The following is a 20,109-nucleotide window of genomic DNA, read 5'->3' as shown; positions in this document are numbered from 1 at the left end:
GGGACACGGGACGCGAGAGGGCCTAGCCCAGGGCCCGTAGGCCGGGGACGAACGCCACCAGCACCGGGATCACCGGGACCAGCGAGGCGGCCGCCGTCAGCTGCAGGCGGCGGGCCGCCGGGAGACGGTCCCGGGGGGTGAGGAGGCGGTGGACCCGCTGCGGCACATGCGCCTGCGGCGTGGGACAGGGGCCGAAGACACCGCGGTCCTCGTTGAGTTCCACCAGGGCCAGCGCGGTCGTACGGCGGCCGAAGCGGCGGGAGGCCATGTCGTCGGCGGCGAGTTCCACCAGGCGGTGCATCTCGTCGCGGAACGCCGCGAACACCGGCACCTGCGGAAAGCCGCCGGCCAGCGCCGCCGAGCAGTGCAGCAGCCAGGGATGCCGGGCCCGCGCGTGCCCCTGCTCGTGGGCCAGCACCGCGTCCAGCTGCCGCCCCTTCAGACGCCGCAACGCGGCCGTGCTGACGACCAGCCGGCCCTCCGCGCCCGGCAGCCACCACGCCTCGGGCCGCTCACCCTCCAGGACGACGAGCCGTCCGGCACGCTCCTCGCCGGGCAACAGCGGTGCCCGCAGCAGGAGTTCGGCGCGGCGCCGACGACGCCGGGCCCGCGCGCGGACGACCTCACGGACCAGCATCGCCGCGCTCCACAGCCCGCCGCACGCCAGCGTCACGGCGGTCGTCGCCGCCCACGGGCCGGCCGTGCCGAGCGCGTACGCCTCCACGACCGCGCGGGGCGCCGACGCGAACACGTGCCCGCCCACCGCCTGCCACGCCGCCGCCGCGCTCAGCGTCATCGACAGCGCGCAGCACAGCAGGACGGCCGCGATCACGCACTGCCACACCCAGAGCGCGACCACCGGTTCCCGGTCGGGCCAGTCGGCGCCGGCGAGCAGCCGTGGGGCGACCACGGCGGTCAGGGCACCGAGCAGCAGCAGAGCCACGGGAAGGATCATGCGGGCAGCCTATGAGCGCCGGGCCGCCCGTGGTGTGGCCTGCCACGCAAAGTGACGCAGGCAACGGCCACCTCACGGTCTCTTCCCTGGGTGGCCTCGGTCCCTGCTCCCCGCGCGCGGGGCACCGTTCCGCCGCGTCAGAGCGTCAGCAGCATGATGAGCATCGCGATGCCCATGGACAGCCGGCACGCCCGTGCCAGCTCGGGCCGCTCGCCCCAGCCGGTGCCCCGCGCGACAGCGTCCCCGGTCCCCGCCGCGCGACCCGGCCCGGCGGGGACCGGTACCAGCCGGGCCCCCGACAGCAGCACGTACCCGACGAAGTAGAGCAGCAGCGCCCCGGTCAGCAGCGGCACGCCCGCGCTCGTGCCGGCGTGCGGCCGGCCCGCGGAGCCCGCCATGACGGCGGCCATGTACACCATGGCCCCGGCCCCCACCAGGTGGTGCAGCTGGTGCGCGTCCGTGCGCGCGTCCCACAGGGCGCGCAGCCCGGCCGCGCCGAACACCACCGCGAATCCGGACCAGACCCACCACGGCGGGCTGAACGCCGCCGCCGGCACGGCCATCACCGCCATGCCGAAGCCCATGAGCGCCTCGCCGCCCGCGGCGCGTCGCTGCTCCCCGACGCCGCTGCGCATCCGCAGCAGGCCGTGGGCACCGGTCACCACGCACAGCGCGACCAGTGACCAGCCGGACGCATCCGGTCCGTGCACACCGACCTCCCCCGTTCGAGCCGCACGGTCGGTCGGGGAATGCCCGGGCCCGGCGGAGCGCACGCGAGCGCGCGGGTGCAAACGGGGAGCATTCGGGGGAGCGCGGACCAGCGCCGGGCCCGCGTCCGGCGAATGGCGGCGGCGCGCCCCGTCCCGGACGAGGGTCGTGCGCGCCGGGCGGCCGGGACACCGTACGCTCGCCGCGACGGTACGACGCCGAGGAACGCATCCGGGACCGGGGTGCGGCGGCCGGGACCGCCGTGGACCGGGGAAACAGGAAACGGGAGGACGTGCGGGCATGACGGCAGCGAACGGACGGCCGGCGGACGGGGACGCCACGCGGGCGGAGGGGACGCCCGCCGGGACGCGGGACGACTCGGTCGCCGCGGCCGTCCGGCAGTGGCGGGAGGTCCACCCCGACCTCGACACCGGGCCAATGGAGATCATCGGCCGGATCAACCGCTGCGCCGCCCTCCTCCATCAGGCCGAGGACGCGCCGCTGCGCCGGGCCGGTCTGAGCCGCTCCGAGTTCGACCTGCTCGGGGCGCTGCGCCGCACGGGGAACGAGCTGACGCCCGGCGAGGTGGCCCGCGAGACCTTCGCGTCCGGCGCGGCCGTCACCAAACGCCTCAAGCACCTGACCGAACGGGGCCTCGTGGAGCGCCGGGGCGACGCCCGTGACCGCCGCGTCGCCCACGTCCGTCTCACCGACGCGGGCCGCGATCTCGTCGACGGCGTCCTGCCCGAGCAACTGGCCTACGAGAAGTCCGTCCTGTCCGGTCTCGCACCGGCGGGCCAGTCCGAGCTCGCGGCACTCCTCGGCGACCTCCTCAACCGCCTGGAGGGCAGCCCGGGAGCCGCGCGCGCCTGACACGGGCCGGTCGCCCGCGGGACCCGGCACAGGCCCTCGGGCGTCCACCGCCGCCGGCCGACCGCGGCGGGGTCAGATCCCGGGCCGGTGGCGCAGCGGATGGTCCGCCGGGACCTCGACCAGCACGATCGGGACGCCGTCCGGGTCGGCGATCCACATCTCGACGAGCCCCCACGGCTCCCGCAGCGGGGGACGCACGACGTCGACGCCGTTGGCCGTCAGCTCCTCCCGCGCCGCTTCGACGTCCGGGACCTGGATCCACAGCCGTACGGACGGGGACGGCGGCGCCTCCGACCGGCCCGACAGCTCCAGGAAGCCGCCCCCGAGGAAGTACACGGTGCCGCGGTCCGGACCGGTGCCGAACTCCCGGTAGACGGCCAGACCGAGCCGTCCCCCGTAGAAGTCACGGGACCGCTCGGGATCGGTGGGCCGGATGAGCGTCCGGCTCGCGAGAACCTGCACCATGCAGCGGAGCCTAGTCGCGGCGTTAGGCTCGGACCCGCCCCTGCCGCGCCGAGAAGACGGAGACGTCGCCCGATGGATCCCGTGACCGCCCCCGCCGCCCCCGTCAGCACCTGCGCCCCCTCCGTCCCCGCGCCCGCGGGACTGACCTTCCGCGACGCCCGGGACGCCGACGTGGCCGACCTGGTCGCGCTGATCGAGTCGGCGTACCGCGGGGACGCCAGCCGGGCCGGGTGGACCACCGAGGCGGACCTCCTGGAAGGGCAGCGGACCGACCCGGAGGGCGTGATCGCGGTCATCGAGGGGCCGGACAGCAGGCTGCTGACCGTCGAGCGGGACGGCCGGATCGTCGCCTGCTGCCAGCTGGAACACCGCGGCGGGCACGCCTACTTCGGCATGTTCGCGGTCGGCCCGTCCGTCCAGGGCGGCGGCGTCGGCAAGATCGTGCTCGCGGAGGCGGAGCGGCAGGCACGCGAGACCTGGGGTGTCACGGAGATGCACATGACCGTGATCTCCGTGCGCGAGGACCTCATCGCCTGGTACGAGCGCCGCGGTTACCGCCGTACGGGACGGATGACCCCGTTCCCCTACGGTGACGAGCGCTTCGGCATCCCGCAGCGCGACGACCTGGAGTTCGAGCTGCTGGTGAAGGAGCTCGGCTGACCTTCAGGCCGTGAAGCGGCCAGTCAGCTTGATCTCCGGGTAGTCGGTGGTCGCACCGTCCAGCTCCAGGGCGTGCGCGAGTCGCAGATGCTCCTGGGTGTTCACCACCCAGCCGATGATCCGCAGGTCCGCCTTGCGGGCGTGCTCCACCACCTCCAGCGTCAGCCGGCGGATGTTGAGGCAGACGGTCGTCGCTCCCGCCTCGACGGCGCGGTCCACCATGTCGAGGCCGTACCGGCTGGCGATGAGCGCCGTACGCACCCCCGGCACCAGCCGGGCGATCTCGGTGACGGCCTCGTCGTGGAACGAGGACACCTCGACCCGGGGCACCAGATCCCGCTCCAGCATCACCTCGGCGAGGGCGCGGGCCGCCGCCACGTCCTTGATCTCGGCCTGCAGCGGGGCCCGCACGGCGTCCAGGACCTCTTCGAACACCGGAACCCGCTCGCCCCCGCCCGCGTCCAGCGCGCGCAGCTCGTCCAGGGTCTGCTCGGCGATCGGGCCGCTGCCGTCGGTCGTACGGTCCACGTCCGGGTCGTGCATGACGACCAGGGCGCCGTCCTTGCTCAGATGCAGGTCGAGTTCGATGACGTCCAGACCGGCCCGCTCGGCGGCGACGAAGGACCGCAGTGTGTTCTCGGGCTCGACGCCCATGATCCCGCGGTGACCGATGGTGAGGAGGCTCAAGGTTTTCACTCGCTTCCGTCGACGGCGGCGCGGCGGACGTGCTTGGCAGGAAATCGTCCGCCCGGCAGGGCCGCAGCCTAACGGTCCGTGCCGGATCATGTCCCCCCACCACGGCGGCCGACACCCCTTTCGACCGTCCTCGGCAGGAAAAAGTGCGGTGAAGACCGGGGCTGCACAGGATAATTTCCGGATGATCCTCTTGCTGGGAGAAACCCCGTATGCCTACGGTGGTCATAGGTGAGCTTCTCCTGTGGAGGATGGGACATGACGGAAATTCTTGTGCAGGTCGGCACGGAAGGAAACGTTCTTCCGGCAGTCAGGGTGGTGGAGCACCCGGCGTGGCCCGTGCTCAAGGATGCCGTGGAGCAGATCCGGCCATGGCAGTCCAAGGACGGATCGATCGACTTCGACGCCGACGGCGCCCCCGGCCGCGCCGCCGCCGAACAGGCCGTGCGGCGCGTCGCCGACGCCGTGCGCGAGCTGTCCCCGCTGCTGCCGCACGACAGCGCCTACCACGAGGCCCTCGTGCGGGACCTGCGCCGCTGGGCCGAAGGCGGCTTCTCGACACCCGACTTCCTCGACTCGCTGCTGGCGTTCCGGCCCGCCGCGAACCGCGTGGACGGCCTCCAGCACCTGGTCGTCTTCCCGATGTACACGCAGAACGGCAACCCCGACCGCAACCTCGAGGCGGTCGTCCTGCGCATGGTCTGGCCCGAGTGGCTGGCCGAGCTGGAGCGCACCCGCTACGACAACCCGCTGTTCTGCGGCATCACCTTCGAGGACTTCACCTCCGGCTACGACACCAACTCGGCCGTCCTCTTCCCCGAGACGATCGCCGTGCGCGAGGCCCCCGAGCGCTTCACCTGGGGCGGCATCTTCTGCGACCGTGAGGCCGCCCGCTTCCGCCGCGTCACCGAGGCCGCCGTCGACGTCCTCGGCCTGGAACTGCCCGAGGACATCGCCGCGATGGTCGACGACCAGAAGCGCTGCGAGGAGGCCTTCGTGCTGTGGGACATGGTCCACGACCGCACCCACAGCCACGGCGACCTGCCCTTCGACCCCTTCATGATCAAGCAGCGCCAGCCGTTCTGGATGTACGGCCTGGAAGAGCTGCGCTGCGACCTCACCGCCTTCCGGGAGGCCGTGAAGCTCGCCGAGGAAGGCGTCCCTCAGGCCCGCGACGTGCAGTACGCGGTCCTCTTCGACCGCATGTTCCGCTTCCCCGTCACCGGTGAGCGCGTCCGCAACTACGACGGCCTCGGCGGCCAGCTCCTCTTCGCCTACCTGCACAAGCACGACGTCGTCCGCTGGACCGACAACAAGCTGTCCATCGACTGGCAGCGCGCCCCGCAGGTCACCAACCAGCTGTGCGGCGAGATCGAGGCGCTGTACCGCGACGGCATCGACCGGCCCAAGCTCGTCCACTGGTTCGCCGGCTACGAGCTGGTCTCCGGCTACCTCGCCCCGCACCCCGGCTCCACCTGGGCCAAGGGCCCCGACGCCCTCGACCTGACACAGCCGCCCCGCAAACTCGTCGACGACGTGCTTCCGGACGAGTTTCCGCTCAGCATGTTCTACGAGGCCCTGTCCAAGAAACTCAAGAAGGTGATCGCCTCCACCCGGGGCATCACCGCGGACGGCGCCCGGCGGACCGCCGCGTGAGAGACGATCTCACCCGCGGCCTCACCGACGGCCGCACCGACGCAGCATCGCTGGAGGCGAAGAACATGGGGAACGGGGCTCTCAACGGCGCGGTCGTCGCGGTGGCCGGGGCGGGCGGACCCGCCGGCCGGGCGGCGCTGCTCAGGCTCGCGGAGGCCGGCGCCGTCGTCGTCGGCTCGGACAACGACCCGGAGCGCCTGGCGGAGGCCGTGGACGCGGCCCGCTACGCGCACGGCGGCGCCACCGTCACCGGCGAGACGATCGACCTGCTCGACCTGGACGCGGTCCGTGCCTGGGCCGCACGCACCGAGAAGGAGTTCGGCCGCCTCGACGGCCTGGTCCACCTCGTCGGCGGCTGGCGCGGCGGCAAGACGTTCGCCGACACCGACCTCGGCGACTGGGACCTGCTGGAGAAGCTGCTCATCCGCACCGTGCAGCACACCTCGCTCGCCTTCCACGAGGCCCTGCAGCGCAGCGACCGGGGCCGCTACGTCCTGATCAGCGCGGCCGGGGCCGGCAAGCCCACCGCGGGCAATGCCGCCTACTCCGCCGCCAAGGCCGCCGCCGAGGCGTGGACGCTCGCCATGAGCGACTACTTCCGCAAGGCTGGGGGCGAGCAGGGCCCGACGTCCGCTGCTGCGATCCTGGTGGTCAAGGCGTTGGTGCACGACGCGATGCGCGCCGAGCGGCCCAACGCGAAGTTCGCGGGCTTCACGGACGTGAAGGACCTGGCCGACGCCATCGCCGGAGTCTGGGAGAAGCCCGCCGCGGAAGTGAACGGAAACCGTCTGTGGCTGACCGAGAAGCCGTGAATCCCCCGAAGACCGACGCGCGTCGCCGCCACGACCCGCAGGTCCGCGGTTTCGCCAGTGACAACTACGCCGGGGCCCACCCGGAGGTGCTCGCCGCCCTGGCCCTCGCCAACGGCGGGCACCAGGTGTCGTACGGCGACGACGAATACACCGAGAACCTGCAGCGGATCGTCCGCAGCCACTTCGGCGCGAGCGCCGAGGCGTTCCCGGTCTTCAACGGAACCGGCGCCAACGTCGTCGCGCTCCAGGCGGTCACCGACCGCTGGGGCGCGGTAATCTGCGCCGAGAGCGCGCACATCCACGTCGACGAGGGCGGCGCCCCCGAACGCATGGGCGGCCTCAAGCTGCTCACCGTGCCCACCCCGGACGGCAAGCTCACCCCCGAGCTGATCGACCGGCAGGCGTACGGCTGGGACGACGAGCACCGTGCGATGCCGCAGGTCGTCTCGATCACCCAGAGCACCGAACTCGGCACGCTCTACACACCCGACGAGATCCGCGCGATCTGCGAGCACGCCCACGCGCACGGCATGAAGGTGCACCTGGACGGCTCCCGGATAGCCAACGCCGCCGCCTCCCTGAACGTCCCCATGCGGACCTTCACCAACGCGGTCGGCGTCGACATCCTCTCGCTGGGCGGCACGAAGAACGGCGCCCTGTTCGCCGAGGCCGTCGTCGTCCTCACCCCGGACGCCGTGCGCCGCATGAAGCACCTGCGGAAGATGTCCATGCAACTCTCCTCCAAGATGCGCTTCGTGTCGGTGCAACTGGAGGCGCTGCTCGCCAAGGACCTGTGGCTGCGCAACGCCCGGCACTCCAACGAGATGGCCCAGCGCCTGGCCGAGGGCGTACGCGCCGTGCACGGCGTGGAGATTCTTTACCCGGTGCAGGCCAACGCGGTCTTCGCGCGCCTCCCGCACGACGTGACCGAGCGCCTCCAGAAGCGGTTCCGCTTCTACTTCTGGGACGAGCCGGCGGGCGACGTGCGCTGGATGTGCGCGTTCGACACCACGGAGGACGACGTGGACGCGTTCGTGGCGGCGCTGAAGGAGGAGATGGCGCGCTAGCAGACGCTGTCACGGCACATGTGTGCGGCCGGCCGGAAGCATGTCGCCTCGCGGTCGGCCGCACACGTGCGCTCTGCAGGCGTACGGGGCGGGTACGGCGGCGCGGGGGTCAAAGGGCCTCTGCCGCGCGGACCTGCTCCGGGGTCGGCGCCGTACCGCCGAGGTGCGCCGGCAGCCACCAGGTGTCGCCGGCGTCCTTGGGACGCACCGGGTAGGCGCGCTGCGCGGCCTCCAGGAGCTCCTGTACGCGCTCGCGCAGCTGGCGGGTGATCGCGCCCGCGTACTTGTCGCGGGACGCCTCGACCGGCTCGCCGACGCGCATGGTGACCGGCGTGTGGCTGCGTCTGAAGTTGCGCGGCTGGCCCTTGGTCCACAGCCGCTGCGTGCCCCACACCGCCATCGGAATCAGCGGAACGCCCGCCTCCTGCGCCATGCGCGCGGCACCGGACTTGAAGCTTTTCAGTGTGAACGACTGCGAGATCGTCGCCTCGGGGAACACCCCGACGATCTCACCCGACCGCAGCGAGTCGAGGGCGTGCTGGTAGGCCGCCTCGCCCTGTTTGCGGTCCACGGGGATGTGCTTCATGCCGCGCATCAGCGGGCCGGAGATTTTGTGCCGGAACACGGCCTCCTTCGCCATGAACCGGACGAGACGCTTCTGCGGCAGTGCCGCCAGGCCGTTGAAGATGAAGTCCAGGTAGCTGATGTGATTGCTCACCAGCACGGCGCCGCCCGAGCGCGGGATGTTCTCCGACCCCCGGCAGTCGATCTTGAGGTCCCACACCTTGAACATCGTGCGGGCGAGACCGATGACGGGACGGTAAACGAGTTCTGCCATGGGCAGGTTGGACCCTTCCTTCTCTGCCTGGGAAGGGGACTCCCGGCGGAAAGTTACGCAGCCGTAGGTTTACGGCTTGTCGAGATCGTGCCCGAAGAACGTCTAGGTAGCCAGCCCTCGGACCCGCCAACCGCGAGATTCTCGTCACGTCGCCCACCGGGTCCACCTCGGGCTTTTGCACGGCCATTACCCGGTGCGGACCGCTGCACGCCGTACGAGCAGGCACAACTCGCGGCGCGAGCGGGACAGCGCTGTGAACGTGGGTTGCCCCGGGCGCGGCGCCCGTCGCGGCGGGTGCCGGCCACTGCGGGCCCGACGTGGAGCCGACCGGGCAGGCGCCCGCGCGAAACGGGGCGGTCGCGGCGCCTCGGACTCCGTCGGCGGTCCGGGCCCCGGCCCTGTCGCCGTACGGAACGCGGGCCGGACAGGCAGCCGGGAATCTTTACGGTCCTGTGCACGCTTGTGCAGAGCGTGCCCCGCCTGGTGGTGTGCGGGGTGGCGTCCGCGGCGGGCGCCCACGGAGTGCCGCCACGGCGGCGGAGCGGGAGGACGCGGGTGCGCGGGCGGGACGACGACAGACGGCTCGGGCGGGAGGAGCTCGGTGCCGAACTGGGCGAGCGGGCCACCCTCGTGCAGTTCTCCAGCGCGTTCTGCGCCCCCTGCCGGGCCACCCGGCGCGTCCTCGGCGAAGTGGCCGGGCTGGTCCCGGGCGTGACCCACGTCGAGATCGACGCCGAGGCCCACCTCGACCTGGTACGCGCCCTGGACATCTCCAGGACGCCGACCGTGCTGGTCCTCGACGCCGGCGGGCGAGAGGTGCGCCGCGCCACCGGACAGCCCCGCAAGGCCGATGTGATCGCCGCACTCGGTGACGCGGTGTGACCCCCGGAGACGACCGTGAGCCGGCCGCCGGATGCCGGAAGGTACTTGACCGTGTGCAGCAATTGTCGTCAGCCTGAGACGTATGTCTGTGGATCTCCTTCTCATCGGGCGAGTGCGCATCGACCTCGCCCGCACTGCGAGCGCGCGCTGTCCGGGCCGTTGAACAGTCACGCACCCGCTCGTCGTCTCCCCAGAAGGACAGCTCCATGACGGCCTCGCCCGACCTCGGCACCCACCGCCGGCTCGCCTCGCCCGACCTGCTGCGCTCCGTCTTCCGGCGGCACGCGGCCGGAGTGGCGGTGATCACCGCGCGCTCCCGGACCGGCCCGGTCGGCTTCACCGCCACCTCGCTGACCTCGGTGTCCGCCGAACCCCCGATGATCTCCTTCGGCGTCGGCACGGGCGCGTCCAGCTGGCCCGCGATCTCCACGACCGACCACGTCGGGGTGCACATACTCGGCGAACACCAGCAGGAACTGGCCACCACCTTCGCCCGCAGCGGCGCCGACCGGTTCGGCGCGCCGACCCTCTGGCGGGAGGGCCCCGAGGGGATCCCCGTACTGGACGGCGTCCTGGCCTGGATGGTGTGCCGGATCGCGGCGCGGGTGCCCGCCGGGGACCACCGTCTCGTCCTCGCCGAAGTCGTCCTCGGGGACTCCTCGGGAACCGGTCGACCTCTCGTCTACCACCAGGGGAGCTTCGGCGGACTGCGCGACTGAGTCCCCCGACGGCCGCTCGTCCCCCTGCTGCGTGACGGTCGGGTTCCGGTTACGCTGCGTTGCACAGGTCACAGTTCAAAGCGCTTGCTTAGCGGGCAGGAACTGGGTGTACTGACGAGTAATATTTCGCTCGGGGCGTGGGTCGCCCCGACCGGGATCAGCCGCTTGAGGCGCCTATGCTGCCTGCAAGCAGGCAGCCGAGAAATGACGATGCAGTAGGAGAGCCGGCGTGAGCTTGAGGATCGTTGTCACTGTGAAGTACGTGCCCGACGCCACTGGCGACCGGCACTTCGCCGATGACCTGACCGTCGACCGGGACGACGTGGACGGCCTGCTCTCCGAGCTGGACGAATACGCGGTCGAGCAGGCGCTGCAGATCTCCGAGAACTCCGACGACGACGTCGAGGTCACCATCCTGACCGTCGGCCCCGAGGACGCCAAGGACGCGCTGCGCAAGGCACTGTCCATGGGCGCCGACAAGGCCATCCACGTCGAGGACGACGACCTGCACGGCACCGACGCCATCGGCACCTCGCTGGTGCTGGCCAAGGCGATCGAGAAGGCCGGCTTCGACCTCGTCGTCTCGGGCATGGCCTCCACCGACGGCACCATGGGTGTCGTCCCGGCCCTGCTCGCGGAGCGCCTCGGCGTCCCGCAGGTCACGCTGCTCTCCGAGGTCTCCGTCGAGGACGGCACGGTCAAGGGCCGCCGCGACGGCGACGCCGCCTCCGAGCAGCTCGAGGCCTCCCTGCCCGCCGTCGTGTCGGTCACCGACCAGTCGGGCGAGGCGCGCTACCCCTCCTTCAAGGGCATCATGGCGGCCAAGAAGAAGCCGGTTCAGTCCTGGGACCTGTCCGACCTCGGCATCGACGAGGACGAGGTCGGCCTCGGGAACGCGTACACCGCGGTCGACTCCGCGGCCGAGCGCCCGGCCCGCACCGCCGGCACGATCGTCAAGGACGAGGGCGAGGGCGGCAAGCAGCTCGCCGAGTTCCTCGCGGGCCAGAAGTTCATCTGAGCCCCCTCCATCGCCCCTCTGTCTTGATCCAAGCAGGAGAGAAGAAGTCCCATGGCTGAAGTTCTCGTCTACGTCGACCACGTGGACGGCGCCGTCCGCAAGCCCACCCTGGAGCTGCTGACCCTGGCCCGCCGCATCGGCGAGCCGGTCGCCGTCGCGCTGGGCAACGGCGCCGCCGACACCGCCGCCACGCTCGCCGAACACGGCGCGGTGAAGGTCCTCACCCACGACGCCTCCGAGTACGCCGACTACCTCGTCGTACCGAAGGTGGACGCGCTGCAGGCCGCCTACGAGGCCGTGTCCCCGGCCGCCGTGCTGGTGCCGTCCTCCGCCGAGGGCAAGGAGGTCGCCGCGCGTCTGGCACTGCGCATCGGCTCCGGCATCATCACCGACGCCATCGACCTGGAGGCCGGCGACGAGGGCCCGGTGGCCACGCAGTCGGTGTTCGCCGCCGCGTTCACCACCAAGTCCCGCGTCTCCCAGGGCACCCCGGTCATCACGGTCAAGCCCAACAGCGCCGCCGTCGAGGCCGCCCCGGCCGCCGGCGCGGTCGAGGCGCTGTCCGTGACGTTCTCCGAGAAGGCCACCGGCACCAAGATCACCGGCCGTACGCCGCGTGAGTCGACGGGCCGCCCGGAGCTGACCGAGGCCGCGATCGTGGTCTCCGGCGGCCGCGGTGTGAACGGCGCGGAGAACTTCGCGATCATCGAAGGGCTCGCCGACTCGCTCGGCGCGGCCGTCGGTGCCTCGCGTGCCGCCGTCGACGCGGGCTGGTACCCGCACACCAACCAGGTCGGCCAGACGGGCAAGTCCGTGTCGCCGCAGCTGTACATCGCCTCCGGCATCTCCGGCGCCATCCAGCACCGCGCCGGCATGCAGACCTCGAAGACGATCGTGGCGATCAACAAGGACGCCGAGGCCCCGATCTTCGACCTGGTCGACTACGGCGTCGTCGGCGACCTGTTCGACGTGGTCCCGCAGCTCACCGAGGAGATCGAGAAGCGTAAGAGCTGATGCGACGCGGAGACTCCCGCGGAGAGTCCCGAAGGCCCTCGTGACCCGCCCGGTCGCGGGGGCCTCGGCCCGTCCGGGGGACGGCCGCGGTGTCCGGAAGACCGCCGCGGCACCTCACCGGGCGGTGGCCACCGCCCGGTGAGGCGGTGTTGACCAGGCGGAAGCTCGCCGGATAACTTCGCTGTACGGACTATTGATTCCGTACAGCGGAAAATGGGAGGTCTGTGGGATGGGTCAGGGCCAGCAGGAGACCGTGGCGACGAGCCTCGCGGGCGCCGTGCGCGAGAAGATCAGCGCCTCCCTCGCGCCGGTCGACGCCGAGCTGGAGCGCCGCTACCCGGGAGACCCCGGCACCCGCCAGCCCGTCCACACCGTCTACGTCCCCGGCGACGTCTTCACCGCCGGCACCATCCGCTCCTGGGGCGACAAGGCCCTCGACCTGCTCGACGAACACGCCCCGGACGCCGCCACGCTTGCCGCCGTCCTCGGGTTGTCCGGAGACCTCGCCGAGCCCGTCCACGCGCGCGTGCGTGCCAAGCTGGAGCGCGAGCCGGTGGAGGACCTGCGCGTCGACTTCGAGGACGGCTACGGCAACCGCCCCGACGCCGAGGAGGACGAGGCGGCCGCCCGTGCCGCCCGCATCGTCGCCGAGGCCTACGCCACGGGCACGGCGGCCCCGTACATGGGCATCCGCATGAAGTGCATGGAGGCGCCCCTCCGCGAGCGCGGCATCCGCACCCTTGACATCTTCCTCACCGGCCTCGTGCGGGCGGGCGGCGGACTGCCCGACGGACTCGTCCTCACCCTGCCGAAGGTGACGTACCCGGAGCAGGTCAGCGCCATGGTGCGACTGCTGGAGGCCTTCGAGGAGACGCACGGCCTGGAGCCCGGCCGACTCGGCTTCGAGATCCAGATCGAGACCAGCCAGGCCGTCCTCGCCGCCGACGGCACCGCCACCGTCGCCCGCATGATCGGGGCCGCCGAGGGCCGCGCCACCGGACTCCACTACGGCACCTTCGACTACAGCGCCTGCCTCGGCGTCTCCGCCGCGCACCAGGCGAGCGACCACCCGGCCGCCGACCACGCCAAGGCCGTCATGCAGGTCGCCGCCGCCGGCACCGGCGTACGCGTCTCGGACGGCTCCACCAACGTCCTGCCCGTCGGCCCCACCCCGAAGGTCCACGACGCCTGGCGGCTGCACTACGGACTGACCCGGCGCGCCCTGGCCCGCGCCTACTACCAGGGCTGGGACATGCATCCGGGCCACCTTCCCACCCGGTACGCCGCCGTTTACGCCTTCTACCGCGAGGGCTTCGAGCAGGCCTCCGCCCGCCTCGCCCGCTACGCGAACCGCACCTCCGGCGACGTCATGGACGAGCCCGCCACGGCCAAGGCCCTCAGCGGCTACCTGCTGCGCGGCCTGGACTGCGGCGCCCTCGACATCGCCGAGACGGCCCGGCTGACCGGGCTGACCCGCGCCGACCTGGAGAGCTTCGCGGCACCCCGGCGCGGCGACCTCACGGCCCATATGCCGTAGGACTCGTCAGCGCCGCCCTCACCGGGGGCGGCCGGCGGCGCGGAGGTCCCGGAGCCCCCCGTCTGCTGCACCCCGGCCGCTCCATCCCGGACTCCGTCACCCGCTGGCCCTCGGCGAACGACCGAATGCCGCGCCCGCGCCCCGCCGTCCGCCGACGGGACGGGGCGCAGCCGACGGCCGGGGCCGGAACGCGGGCGCGGTGTTCAGCCGGTCCAGCGGGCCCGGCGGGCCGGGGTTCGCCGGTCACGCTCCTGGTGGAGCCGTGGGCGATCGCGCGGCGGGGCCGGGCGCGGTCGCCGGGCACCCCGGCCCGGGGAGCAGCCGGTTGCCGTCCGGCGGTCCGGAGTCCGTCGGTCACGCCTCGGGTGGAGCGGCCGGTGATCGCGCGGCGCGTCGGCCAGGGACCGCGGGTGCGGTTGTCCCGCGCCCGCTCAGTCCGCCGGGGGAAGCTCGCCGGAGCCGCGGGTGATCAGCCGGGTGGGCAGTTCGATGCGGCCGGGGGTGATGAGGGTGCCGTCGAGCTGCTGGAAGAGGCGCTCGGCGGCGCTGCGGCCGAGCGTCGCCGCGTCCTGGGCGACGACCGTGAGGCCCGGCCTGAGCAGGTCGGCGAGCTCGATGTCGTCGAAGCCGACGAGGGCGACCGGGCGGGAGTGCTCGGCGAGGACGCGGATCACGGTGACCGTCACCCGGTTGTTGCCCGTGAAGACGGCGGTCACCGGGTGCGGGTCGGACAGCATGTCCTCGGCCGCCCTCCGCACCCGCACCGGGTCGGTGACGCCGAGGGACATCCAGGAGTCCTTGACGAGTATCCCGGCGTCCTCCATGGCCGCCCGGTAGCCGCGCAGCCGCTCCGCCGCGGTGTGGATGCGCGGCATGTCGCCGATGAAGCCGATACGGCGGTGCCCGTGCGCGATGAGGTGGGCGACACCGTCGCGGGCTCCGCCGAAGTTGTCCGACAGGACGACGTCCGCGTCGATCTGTCCGGCCGGACGGTCCACGAACACCGTCGCGACACCGGCCTTCAGCTCCGGCTCCAGGTAGCGGTGGTCGTCCCCGGCCGGGATCACCACCAGGCCGTCCACCCGCCGCGCGCACAGCGCCAGGACGAGCTCCTGCTCGCGGTCGGGGTCCTCCGCGCTGGAGCCGTTGATCAGCAGTGCGCCGTGGGCCCGCGCCACCTCCTCCACCGCCCGGCTGAGCGGGCCGTAGAACGGGTCCGCGAGGTCCTCCAGCACCAGGCCGATGCTCGCCGTACGCCCCTTGCGCAGCACCCGCGCGCTGTCGTTGCGGCGGAAGCCGAGCGCGTCGATGGCCTCCTGGACGCGGTGCTCCGTCTCCGGCGTGACGCCCGGTTCGCCGTTGACCACGCGGGAGACGGTCTTGAGTCCCACGCCGGCGCGGGCGGCCACGTCCTTCATGGTCGGACGATTGCCGTAGCGGCTTCCGGGGAGGCGGTCGGCTCGGCGGGGCGTGTCGGGCACGATGCGGTGTCCTGTTCCTGTCGTCCGGTGGGATGTTGCAGTCGAATGGGCTTGTATGAGGATGTGGCGTCGAGCATAGAGCCTGGACAACGTTGTCAGATCCGCGGGACACTGGTCACCGCACTCTTCGGCCTGTGCCTCGATGTATGACCGGCCTGCTGCTTTCCCAATTTTTCGCGACGCGTTCGCATGGTGAACGGGGAGATCCGACTCTGATGCACACCCATCTCGTGGCCGCGCTCGACATCGGCGGGACCAAGATCGCCGGAGCCCTGGTGGACAGCCACGGCGAGATCCTGGTGCGCGCCCAGCGCGCCACGCCCGCGCGGGAGGACGGCGACACCGTGATGCGGGCCGTGGAGGACGCGCTCGGCGAACTGACCGCGTCGCCGCTGTGGGCGCGCGTCGCGGCCGTCGGAATCGGCAGCGCGGGTCCGGTCGACGCCTGCGCGGGCACCGTCAGCCCGGTCAACGTGCCCGGCTGGCGCGACTATCCGCTGGTCCGGCGGGTGCGCGAGGCCGCCGGTGACCTGCCCGTCGAGCTGATCGGCGACGGGGTCGCGATCACGGCGGCCGAGCACTGGCAGGGCGCGGCCCGCGGCCACGACAACGCGCTGTGCATGGTGGTGTCCACGGGGGTCGGCGGCGGCCTGGTCCTGAACGGGCGCCTGCATCCGGGACCCACCGGTAACGCCGGGCACATCGGCCACATCAGCGTCGACCTGGACGGCGACCCCTGTCCGTGCGGTTCGCGCGGCTGTGTGGAGGTCCTCGCGAGCGGCCCGAACATCGCCCGCCGTGCCCTGGAGGGCGGCTGGGAGCCCGGCCCGGACGGCGACACCTCCGCCGCCGCGGTGGCCGCCGCCGCGCGGGCCGGTGTCCCGGTCGCGGTGGCGTCCTTCGAGCGGGCGGCGCAGGCGCTGGCCGCCGGCATCGCGGCCACGGCGACTCTCGTCGAGATCGACATCGTGGTGATCGGCGGGGGAGTGGCCAACGCGGGCGACGTCCTGTTCACCCCGCTGCGCAAGGCACTGAGCGGCTACGCGACGCTGTCCTTCGTCCAGCGCCTGACGGTGGCACCGGCCGGGATGGGCACGGACGCCGGGCTGGTGGGCGCGGCGGCAGCGGCGCTGTCGGGGCGGGCGCTGTCGGGGGTGTAGGCGGGGGGACACGCATAGGGCACCCGGCAGCCCCGGGGAAGGGCGGTCGGCGGCTCAGGGAAGGGCGCCAGGTGGGCGCCGGGCCGCAGGTGCCCGGCGCCCACCCCGGGGCGTTGTGCCTCGGGTGCCCGCGACTCAGCAGGTCAGGCGGGCGTTCGCCCAGTCCGCGTGGTCGGAGTCGACGCCGTCGCCCGCGTCCGTGACGACGAGCCGGATCAGCTGGGCGCCGGTCACGTCGGCCGTGAGCGGCTGGGCCGGCATCGCGTTCGTGAGGGTGCCGGTCGAGGCGACCTCGGTGCCGTCCGCCCAGATCTGGAAGGCCACGGTGCCCTTGGCGCCCTTCTCGTCGTCCACGCCGACGTCCGCGGTGACCGTTTCGCAGGCCGCCCCGGCGTAGTACTCGACGGTGCTCTCCGCGTGGACGCCGAGGCCCTTGTCGTAGCCGACGCCGCCGATGGTGATCGGGTGGCCGTCGCCCGCGGCGCTCTCCCCGTTGCTGGTGTTGCGCTCGACGGGGCCGTAGCCGTTGGCGGCCGACAGCCACGGCAGGTCACCGAGCCCGGACGTGCCCGAGGGCGGCGCGGTGACCACGGTCGCGGTCAGCGGCAGCGTCCGGGTGACGCGGGTGCCGTCGGGTGCGCGGTAAGTGACCGTCACGGTCAGGTCGTTGCCGCCCGTGGCTGTGCCCTCGGGGGCCGTCACCGTCCACTTGGTGCGCAGGGTGCCGCCCGGTGCGAGGAGGGCGGTGCCGGTCGGGGACTGGGCGCGGACCGTCCAGCCCTCGGGCCCGGCGACCCGCACGGAGACGTCCCTGGCCGGGACGCGGCCCAGGTCGGAGGCCGTCGTCGTCACCGCGGCGGGCTTCCCGGCCTCGACCCACGTCCCGCCGTCCACGCCGGGTTCCACGGCGGGCGGGTGCTGGGCCCAGCGGGTGTCGGCGGCGACCCGGACCAGGACCGTGCCGTGGGCGGGGACGGTCGCCGAGATCGTGCCGGCCGTGTGGTAGCTGCGGTGCTCCCACAGGTCGCGCAGCGTGTACGCCGGCGCGCCGGGCAGGCCGACGGCCCCGGCGGTCGTGGTGATCCGCTGCGGGCTGCCGGACTCGTTGAACAGCGCCACGGTGCGGCTGCCGTCCTTCATCTCCTTGGCGACGACCCACCGCCCGCCCCCGGACGACACGACGGCGCCCTGCCTGCCCAGCGGGTCCTGGTCGACGGCGACCACCTCGCGGTTGCCGAGGATGCCGAAGGTCTCGTCGGACGCCTTGCGCAGGTCGGTGCCGATGAGCAGCGGCGCGGCCATGACCGCCCACATCGAGAAGTGGGAGCGGTACTCGGTGGCCGTCATGCCGCCGTTGCCGACCTCCAGCATGTCCGGGTCGTTCCAGTGCCCGGGACCCGCGTACGCGGCGAGCGGCAGGTTCTTCTTCAGGATCGACAGCATCGACCCCCAGTTGTCACTGATGTCCCCGGTGGTACGCCACAGGTGGCCGACGTCGGAGGCCCACTCCCAGGGCTTGTTCTGGCCCCACTCGCAGATGCTGTAGACGATGGGCCGGCCGGTCGCCGCGAGCGCGTCGCGCATGGTCCGGTAGCGCGTCTGCGCGTCGACGCCCTGGTTGTTGCAGTTGTCGTACTTGAGGTAGTCGACGCCCCATGCGGCGAACTGCCGCGCGTCGCTGTACTCGTGGTCCAGCCCGCCCGGGAAGCCGATGTTGCTGCACGTCTTCGTGCCCGCGCTGGTGTAGATGCCGAACTTCAGCCCCTTGGAGTGGACGTAGTCGGCGACGGCCTTGATGCCGTTCGGGAAGCGGGCCGGGTCCGGCACGAGCAGGCCGCTCTCGTCCCGCTCCGGCAGCGCCCAGCAGTCGTCCAGGTTGACGTACTCGTACCCGGTGTCCTTGAGGCCCTTCTCGACGAAGATGTCCGCGATCGCCTTGACCATGGTCTCGTCGAAGTCGGCGCGGCAGTGCGTGGAGTTCCAGTTGTTGAAGCCCATGGGCGGGGTGAGTGCGAGGCCGTCGTCGCGGGCGGGTGCGACGGCCGCCGGGGCTCCCTCGGTTGCGGCGACGGCGCCGCGGGGCGGTGCGGCGACGGCGGGTGCGGCGAGGCCGGCGGTGCACAGGAGTGCGGCGGTGACGGCTCCGGCCGTTCTGAGGCGGAGTGGGCGGGTGGTGTGGGGGTGAAGGTGACGCATCGTGACGTTCCTCCGGGCTTGCGAATCCTGCGAGGGTGGTGGCATGTGCGTGTCATTCTGATCCTGCGGCGTCACGGTAGAACGTGTCGGACTGTGTTGGAAGGTGTCGGGATGGGTCTGGAGGGGCGGGAGTGGTCCGGCCCTTCGGCCGGGGAGTCCGGATGCGCGCCTTCCTGCCGCCGGGTGCGTGACTCCTCCGGCGTCGGCGTGCGGTTGAAGACGGCATGTCAACCAGGGCTGGTTTCCGTGGCAGGGTGGAGCGGGCAAGCCTCAGGGGTCCAACTCAAGAGGGGGAAACGTGATCGTTTGGATCAACGGGACGTTCGGTGCGGGAAAGACCACCACCGCACGGGAACTGATCGAACTGATCCCGAACAGCACGCTCTTCGACCCCGAGGTCGTCGGCGCGGCGCTCGCGCACCTGCTGCCGCCCAAACGCCTCGCCGAGGTCGGCGACTTCCAGGACCTCCCGATCTGGCGGCGCCTCGTGATCGACACGGCGGCCGCGATGCTCACCGAGCTCGGCGGCACCCTCGTGGTGCCCATGACGCTGCTGCGCCAGGAGTACCGGGACGAGATCTTCGGCGGTCTCGCCGCCCGCCGCATTCCCGTCCGGCATGTGCTTCTGGCCCCGGCCGAAACGATCCTGCGTGCACGCATAGCGGGCCGAGAGGTCCCGCCCGGCCCGCCCGACGGCGGGATACGCACCCGCCAGTGGGCCTACGACCACATCGAGCCGTACAAGGCCGCGCTGGCCTCCTGGCTCACCGCCGACGCCCACCCCGTCGACACCAGCGCGCTCACCCCGCACGAGACGGCCACCCGCATCGCCGAGGCCGTCACCGGCGGAACCGTCCCCGCCTGCGACATCGTGCAGACACCCGAGCCGACCGCGGAGACGCTGGCCGCAGGTGTCCTCCTCTTCGACGAGCAGGACCGCGTCCTGCTCGTGGACCCCACCTACAAACCCGGGTGGGAGTTCCCCGGCGGCGTCGTCGAACCCGGCGAGGCGCCCGCCCGCGCCGGCATGCGCGAGGTCACCGAGGAGACCGGCCTCCGGCTGACCGACGTACCCACCCTGCTCGTCGTCGACTGGGAACCGCCCGCGCCGCCCGGTTACGGCGGGCTGCGCCTCCTCTTCGACGGCGGCCGGCTCGCCGCCACGGAGGCCGCCCACCTCCTGCTGCCCGGACCCGAACTGCGCGACTGGCGCTTCGTCACCGAACAGGAGGCCGCCGGCCTGCTCCCGCCCGTCCGCTACGAACGCCTGCGCTGGGCCCTGCGCGCCCGGGAACGCGGCGCGGCGCACTACCTGGAGGCAGGCGTTCCCACCCCGTACGAGGACAACTCCGGCAGCGCATCCGGGCGGACGTGA

At 72.6% G+C, this 20,109-nt stretch carries 19 protein-coding genes; 12 read left to right on the top strand and 7 right to left on the bottom strand.

Annotated features, from left to right (window positions below; translation table 11 throughout):
- Positions 1-22: 22 nt before the first annotated feature.
- Both ABZ354_RS22680 and ABZ354_RS22675 read right to left on the bottom strand, forming a co-directional pair.
- Positions 23-955: a M56 family metallopeptidase gene (locus ABZ354_RS22680; RefSeq protein ID WP_358659448.1), complete on the bottom strand. Its 933-nt coding sequence runs from the start codon at positions 953-955 to the stop codon at positions 23-25.
- Between the two features lie 137 nt (positions 956-1,092).
- A complete protein-coding gene (locus ABZ354_RS22675) occupies positions 1,093-1,665 on the bottom strand; it encodes a DUF5134 domain-containing protein (RefSeq protein WP_358659446.1) in 573 nt (190 codons plus the stop codon).
- A 298-nt stretch (positions 1,666-1,963) separates the two neighbouring features.
- Here ABZ354_RS22675 and ABZ354_RS22670 point away from each other — a divergent pair, with 298 nt between their 5' ends.
- Complete coding sequence (locus tag ABZ354_RS22670; protein WP_358659444.1) at positions 1,964-2,536, top strand: MarR family transcriptional regulator; 573 nt, start codon at positions 1,964-1,966, stop codon at positions 2,534-2,536.
- Between the two features lie 72 nt (positions 2,537-2,608).
- Here the strand turns inward: ABZ354_RS22670 and ABZ354_RS22665 are convergent, their stop codons facing one another.
- A complete protein-coding gene (locus ABZ354_RS22665; protein WP_358659442.1) occupies positions 2,609-3,001 on the bottom strand; it encodes a VOC family protein in 393 nt (130 codons plus the stop codon).
- A 72-nt stretch (positions 3,002-3,073) separates the two neighbouring features.
- On the opposite strand from ABZ354_RS22665, the gene ABZ354_RS22660 reads away from it, so the two are divergent.
- Positions 3,074-3,661, top strand: coding sequence for a GNAT family N-acetyltransferase (locus tag ABZ354_RS22660; RefSeq protein WP_358659440.1), 588 nt, complete (start codon positions 3,074-3,076; stop codon positions 3,659-3,661).
- Positions 3,662-3,664: 3 nt separating this feature from the next.
- Here the strand turns inward: ABZ354_RS22660 and ABZ354_RS22655 are convergent, their stop codons facing one another.
- Complete coding sequence (locus ABZ354_RS22655; protein WP_358659480.1) at positions 3,665-4,348, bottom strand: glycerophosphodiester phosphodiesterase family protein; 684 nt, start codon at positions 4,346-4,348, stop codon at positions 3,665-3,667.
- 264 nt (positions 4,349-4,612) lie between these two features.
- On the opposite strand from ABZ354_RS22655, the gene ABZ354_RS22650 reads away from it, so the two are divergent.
- From ABZ354_RS22650 to ABZ354_RS22640, 3 genes are all read left to right on the top strand, one after another.
- Positions 4,613-6,010: a DUF6421 family protein gene (locus ABZ354_RS22650; RefSeq protein ID WP_358659438.1), complete on the top strand. Its 1,398-nt coding sequence runs from the start codon at positions 4,613-4,615 to the stop codon at positions 6,008-6,010.
- Positions 6,011-6,075: 65 nt separating this feature from the next.
- Positions 6,076-6,822 (top strand): SDR family NAD(P)-dependent oxidoreductase, encoded by a 747-nt coding sequence (locus tag ABZ354_RS22645; protein WP_358659478.1) that lies wholly within the window; start codon positions 6,076-6,078, stop codon positions 6,820-6,822.
- Entirely contained in the window at positions 6,819-7,889 is a 1,071-nt protein-coding gene (locus tag ABZ354_RS22640; RefSeq protein WP_358659476.1) for a low specificity L-threonine aldolase, read from the top strand. Before ABZ354_RS22645 ends, ABZ354_RS22640 begins: the two co-directional genes overlap by 4 nt.
- Before the next feature lie 109 nt (positions 7,890-7,998).
- Here the strand turns inward: ABZ354_RS22640 and ABZ354_RS22635 are convergent, their stop codons facing one another.
- Positions 7,999-8,727 carry a lysophospholipid acyltransferase family protein gene (locus ABZ354_RS22635; RefSeq protein WP_358659436.1) on the bottom strand — a complete coding sequence of 243 codons (729 nt, stop codon included), beginning with the start codon at positions 8,725-8,727 and terminating at the stop codon, positions 7,999-8,001.
- Between the two features lie 471 nt (positions 8,728-9,198).
- Between ABZ354_RS22635 and ABZ354_RS22630 the strand changes: the two genes are divergently transcribed.
- From ABZ354_RS22630 to ABZ354_RS22610, 5 genes are all read left to right on the top strand, one after another.
- Positions 9,199-9,609 carry a thioredoxin family protein gene (locus ABZ354_RS22630; protein ID WP_358659434.1) on the top strand — a complete coding sequence of 137 codons (411 nt, stop codon included), beginning with the start codon at positions 9,199-9,201 and terminating at the stop codon, positions 9,607-9,609.
- Positions 9,610-9,815: 206 nt separating this feature from the next.
- The gene (locus ABZ354_RS22625; protein ID WP_358659432.1) at positions 9,816-10,328 is read left to right on the top strand and encodes a flavin reductase family protein; all 513 of its coding nucleotides are present in this window, start codon (positions 9,816-9,818) and stop codon (positions 10,326-10,328) included.
- Between the two features lie 229 nt (positions 10,329-10,557).
- Positions 10,558-11,346, top strand: a complete 789-nt coding sequence (locus ABZ354_RS22620) for an electron transfer flavoprotein subunit beta/FixA family protein (protein ID WP_358659430.1) — start codon at positions 10,558-10,560, stop codon at positions 11,344-11,346.
- A 51-nt stretch (positions 11,347-11,397) separates the two neighbouring features.
- Entirely contained in the window at positions 11,398-12,360 is a 963-nt protein-coding gene (locus ABZ354_RS22615) for an electron transfer flavoprotein subunit alpha/FixB family protein (protein WP_358659428.1), read from the top strand.
- 229 nt (positions 12,361-12,589) lie between these two features.
- Positions 12,590-13,897 (top strand): aldolase/citrate lyase family protein, encoded by a 1,308-nt coding sequence (locus ABZ354_RS22610; protein ID WP_358659426.1) that lies wholly within the window; start codon positions 12,590-12,592, stop codon positions 13,895-13,897.
- Positions 13,898-14,328: 431 nt separating this feature from the next.
- On the opposite strand, the gene ABZ354_RS22605 is transcribed toward ABZ354_RS22610, so the two are convergent.
- Positions 14,329-15,378 (bottom strand): LacI family DNA-binding transcriptional regulator, encoded by a 1,050-nt coding sequence (locus ABZ354_RS22605; RefSeq protein ID WP_358659424.1) that lies wholly within the window; start codon positions 15,376-15,378, stop codon positions 14,329-14,331.
- 215 nt (positions 15,379-15,593) lie between these two features.
- On the opposite strand from ABZ354_RS22605, the gene ABZ354_RS22600 reads away from it, so the two are divergent.
- The gene (locus ABZ354_RS22600; RefSeq protein WP_358659422.1) at positions 15,594-16,538 is read left to right on the top strand and encodes an ROK family protein; all 945 of its coding nucleotides are present in this window, start codon (positions 15,594-15,596) and stop codon (positions 16,536-16,538) included.
- A gap of 135 nt (positions 16,539-16,673) precedes the next feature.
- Here the strand turns inward: ABZ354_RS22600 and ABZ354_RS22595 are convergent, their stop codons facing one another.
- The gene (locus ABZ354_RS22595) at positions 16,674-18,734 is read right to left on the bottom strand and encodes an NPCBM/NEW2 domain-containing protein (RefSeq protein ID WP_358659420.1); all 2,061 of its coding nucleotides are present in this window, start codon (positions 18,732-18,734) and stop codon (positions 16,674-16,676) included.
- A gap of 298 nt (positions 18,735-19,032) precedes the next feature.
- On the opposite strand from ABZ354_RS22595, the gene ABZ354_RS22590 reads away from it, so the two are divergent.
- Positions 19,033-20,109 carry an NUDIX domain-containing protein gene (locus ABZ354_RS22590; RefSeq protein ID WP_358659418.1) on the top strand — a complete coding sequence of 359 codons (1,077 nt, stop codon included), beginning with the start codon at positions 19,033-19,035 and terminating at the stop codon, positions 20,107-20,109.

The organism is Streptomyces sp. NPDC005925 (assembly GCF_040638805.1).
Taxonomy (GTDB): Bacteria; Actinomycetota; Actinomycetes; order Streptomycetales; family Streptomycetaceae; genus Streptomyces.
The sequence above is the reverse complement of the archived record's forward strand: the minus strand, read 5'-3'. Positions and strand labels throughout refer to the sequence as shown.

Excerpts from the sequence above, each read along its gene's own strand:
- ABZ354_RS22595 (WP_358659420.1), bottom strand. The coding sequence starts at position 18,734 with ATGCGTCACCTTCACCCCCACACCACCCGCCCACTCCGCCTCAGAACG.
- ABZ354_RS22665 (WP_358659442.1), bottom strand. The coding sequence starts at position 3,001 with ATGGTGCAGGTTCTCGCGAGCCGGACGCTCATCCGGCCCACCGATCCC.
- ABZ354_RS22670 (WP_358659444.1), top strand. The coding sequence starts at position 1,964 with ATGACGGCAGCGAACGGACGGCCGGCGGACGGGGACGCCACGCGGGCG.
- ABZ354_RS22610 (WP_358659426.1), top strand. The coding sequence starts at position 12,590 with ATGGGTCAGGGCCAGCAGGAGACCGTGGCGACGAGCCTCGCGGGCGCC.
- ABZ354_RS22650 (WP_358659438.1), top strand. The coding sequence starts at position 4,613 with ATGACGGAAATTCTTGTGCAGGTCGGCACGGAAGGAAACGTTCTTCCG.
- ABZ354_RS22645 (WP_358659478.1), top strand. The coding sequence starts at position 6,076 with ATGGGGAACGGGGCTCTCAACGGCGCGGTCGTCGCGGTGGCCGGGGCG.
- ABZ354_RS22660 (WP_358659440.1), top strand. The coding sequence starts at position 3,074 with ATGGATCCCGTGACCGCCCCCGCCGCCCCCGTCAGCACCTGCGCCCCC.
- ABZ354_RS22600 (WP_358659422.1), top strand. The coding sequence starts at position 15,594 with ATGCACACCCATCTCGTGGCCGCGCTCGACATCGGCGGGACCAAGATC.
- ABZ354_RS22680 (WP_358659448.1), bottom strand. The coding sequence starts at position 955 with ATGATCCTTCCCGTGGCTCTGCTGCTGCTCGGTGCCCTGACCGCCGTG.
- ABZ354_RS22625 (WP_358659432.1), top strand. The coding sequence starts at position 9,816 with ATGACGGCCTCGCCCGACCTCGGCACCCACCGCCGGCTCGCCTCGCCC.
- ABZ354_RS22635 (WP_358659436.1), bottom strand. The coding sequence starts at position 8,727 with ATGGCAGAACTCGTTTACCGTCCCGTCATCGGTCTCGCCCGCACGATG.
- ABZ354_RS22615 (WP_358659428.1), top strand. The coding sequence starts at position 11,398 with ATGGCTGAAGTTCTCGTCTACGTCGACCACGTGGACGGCGCCGTCCGC.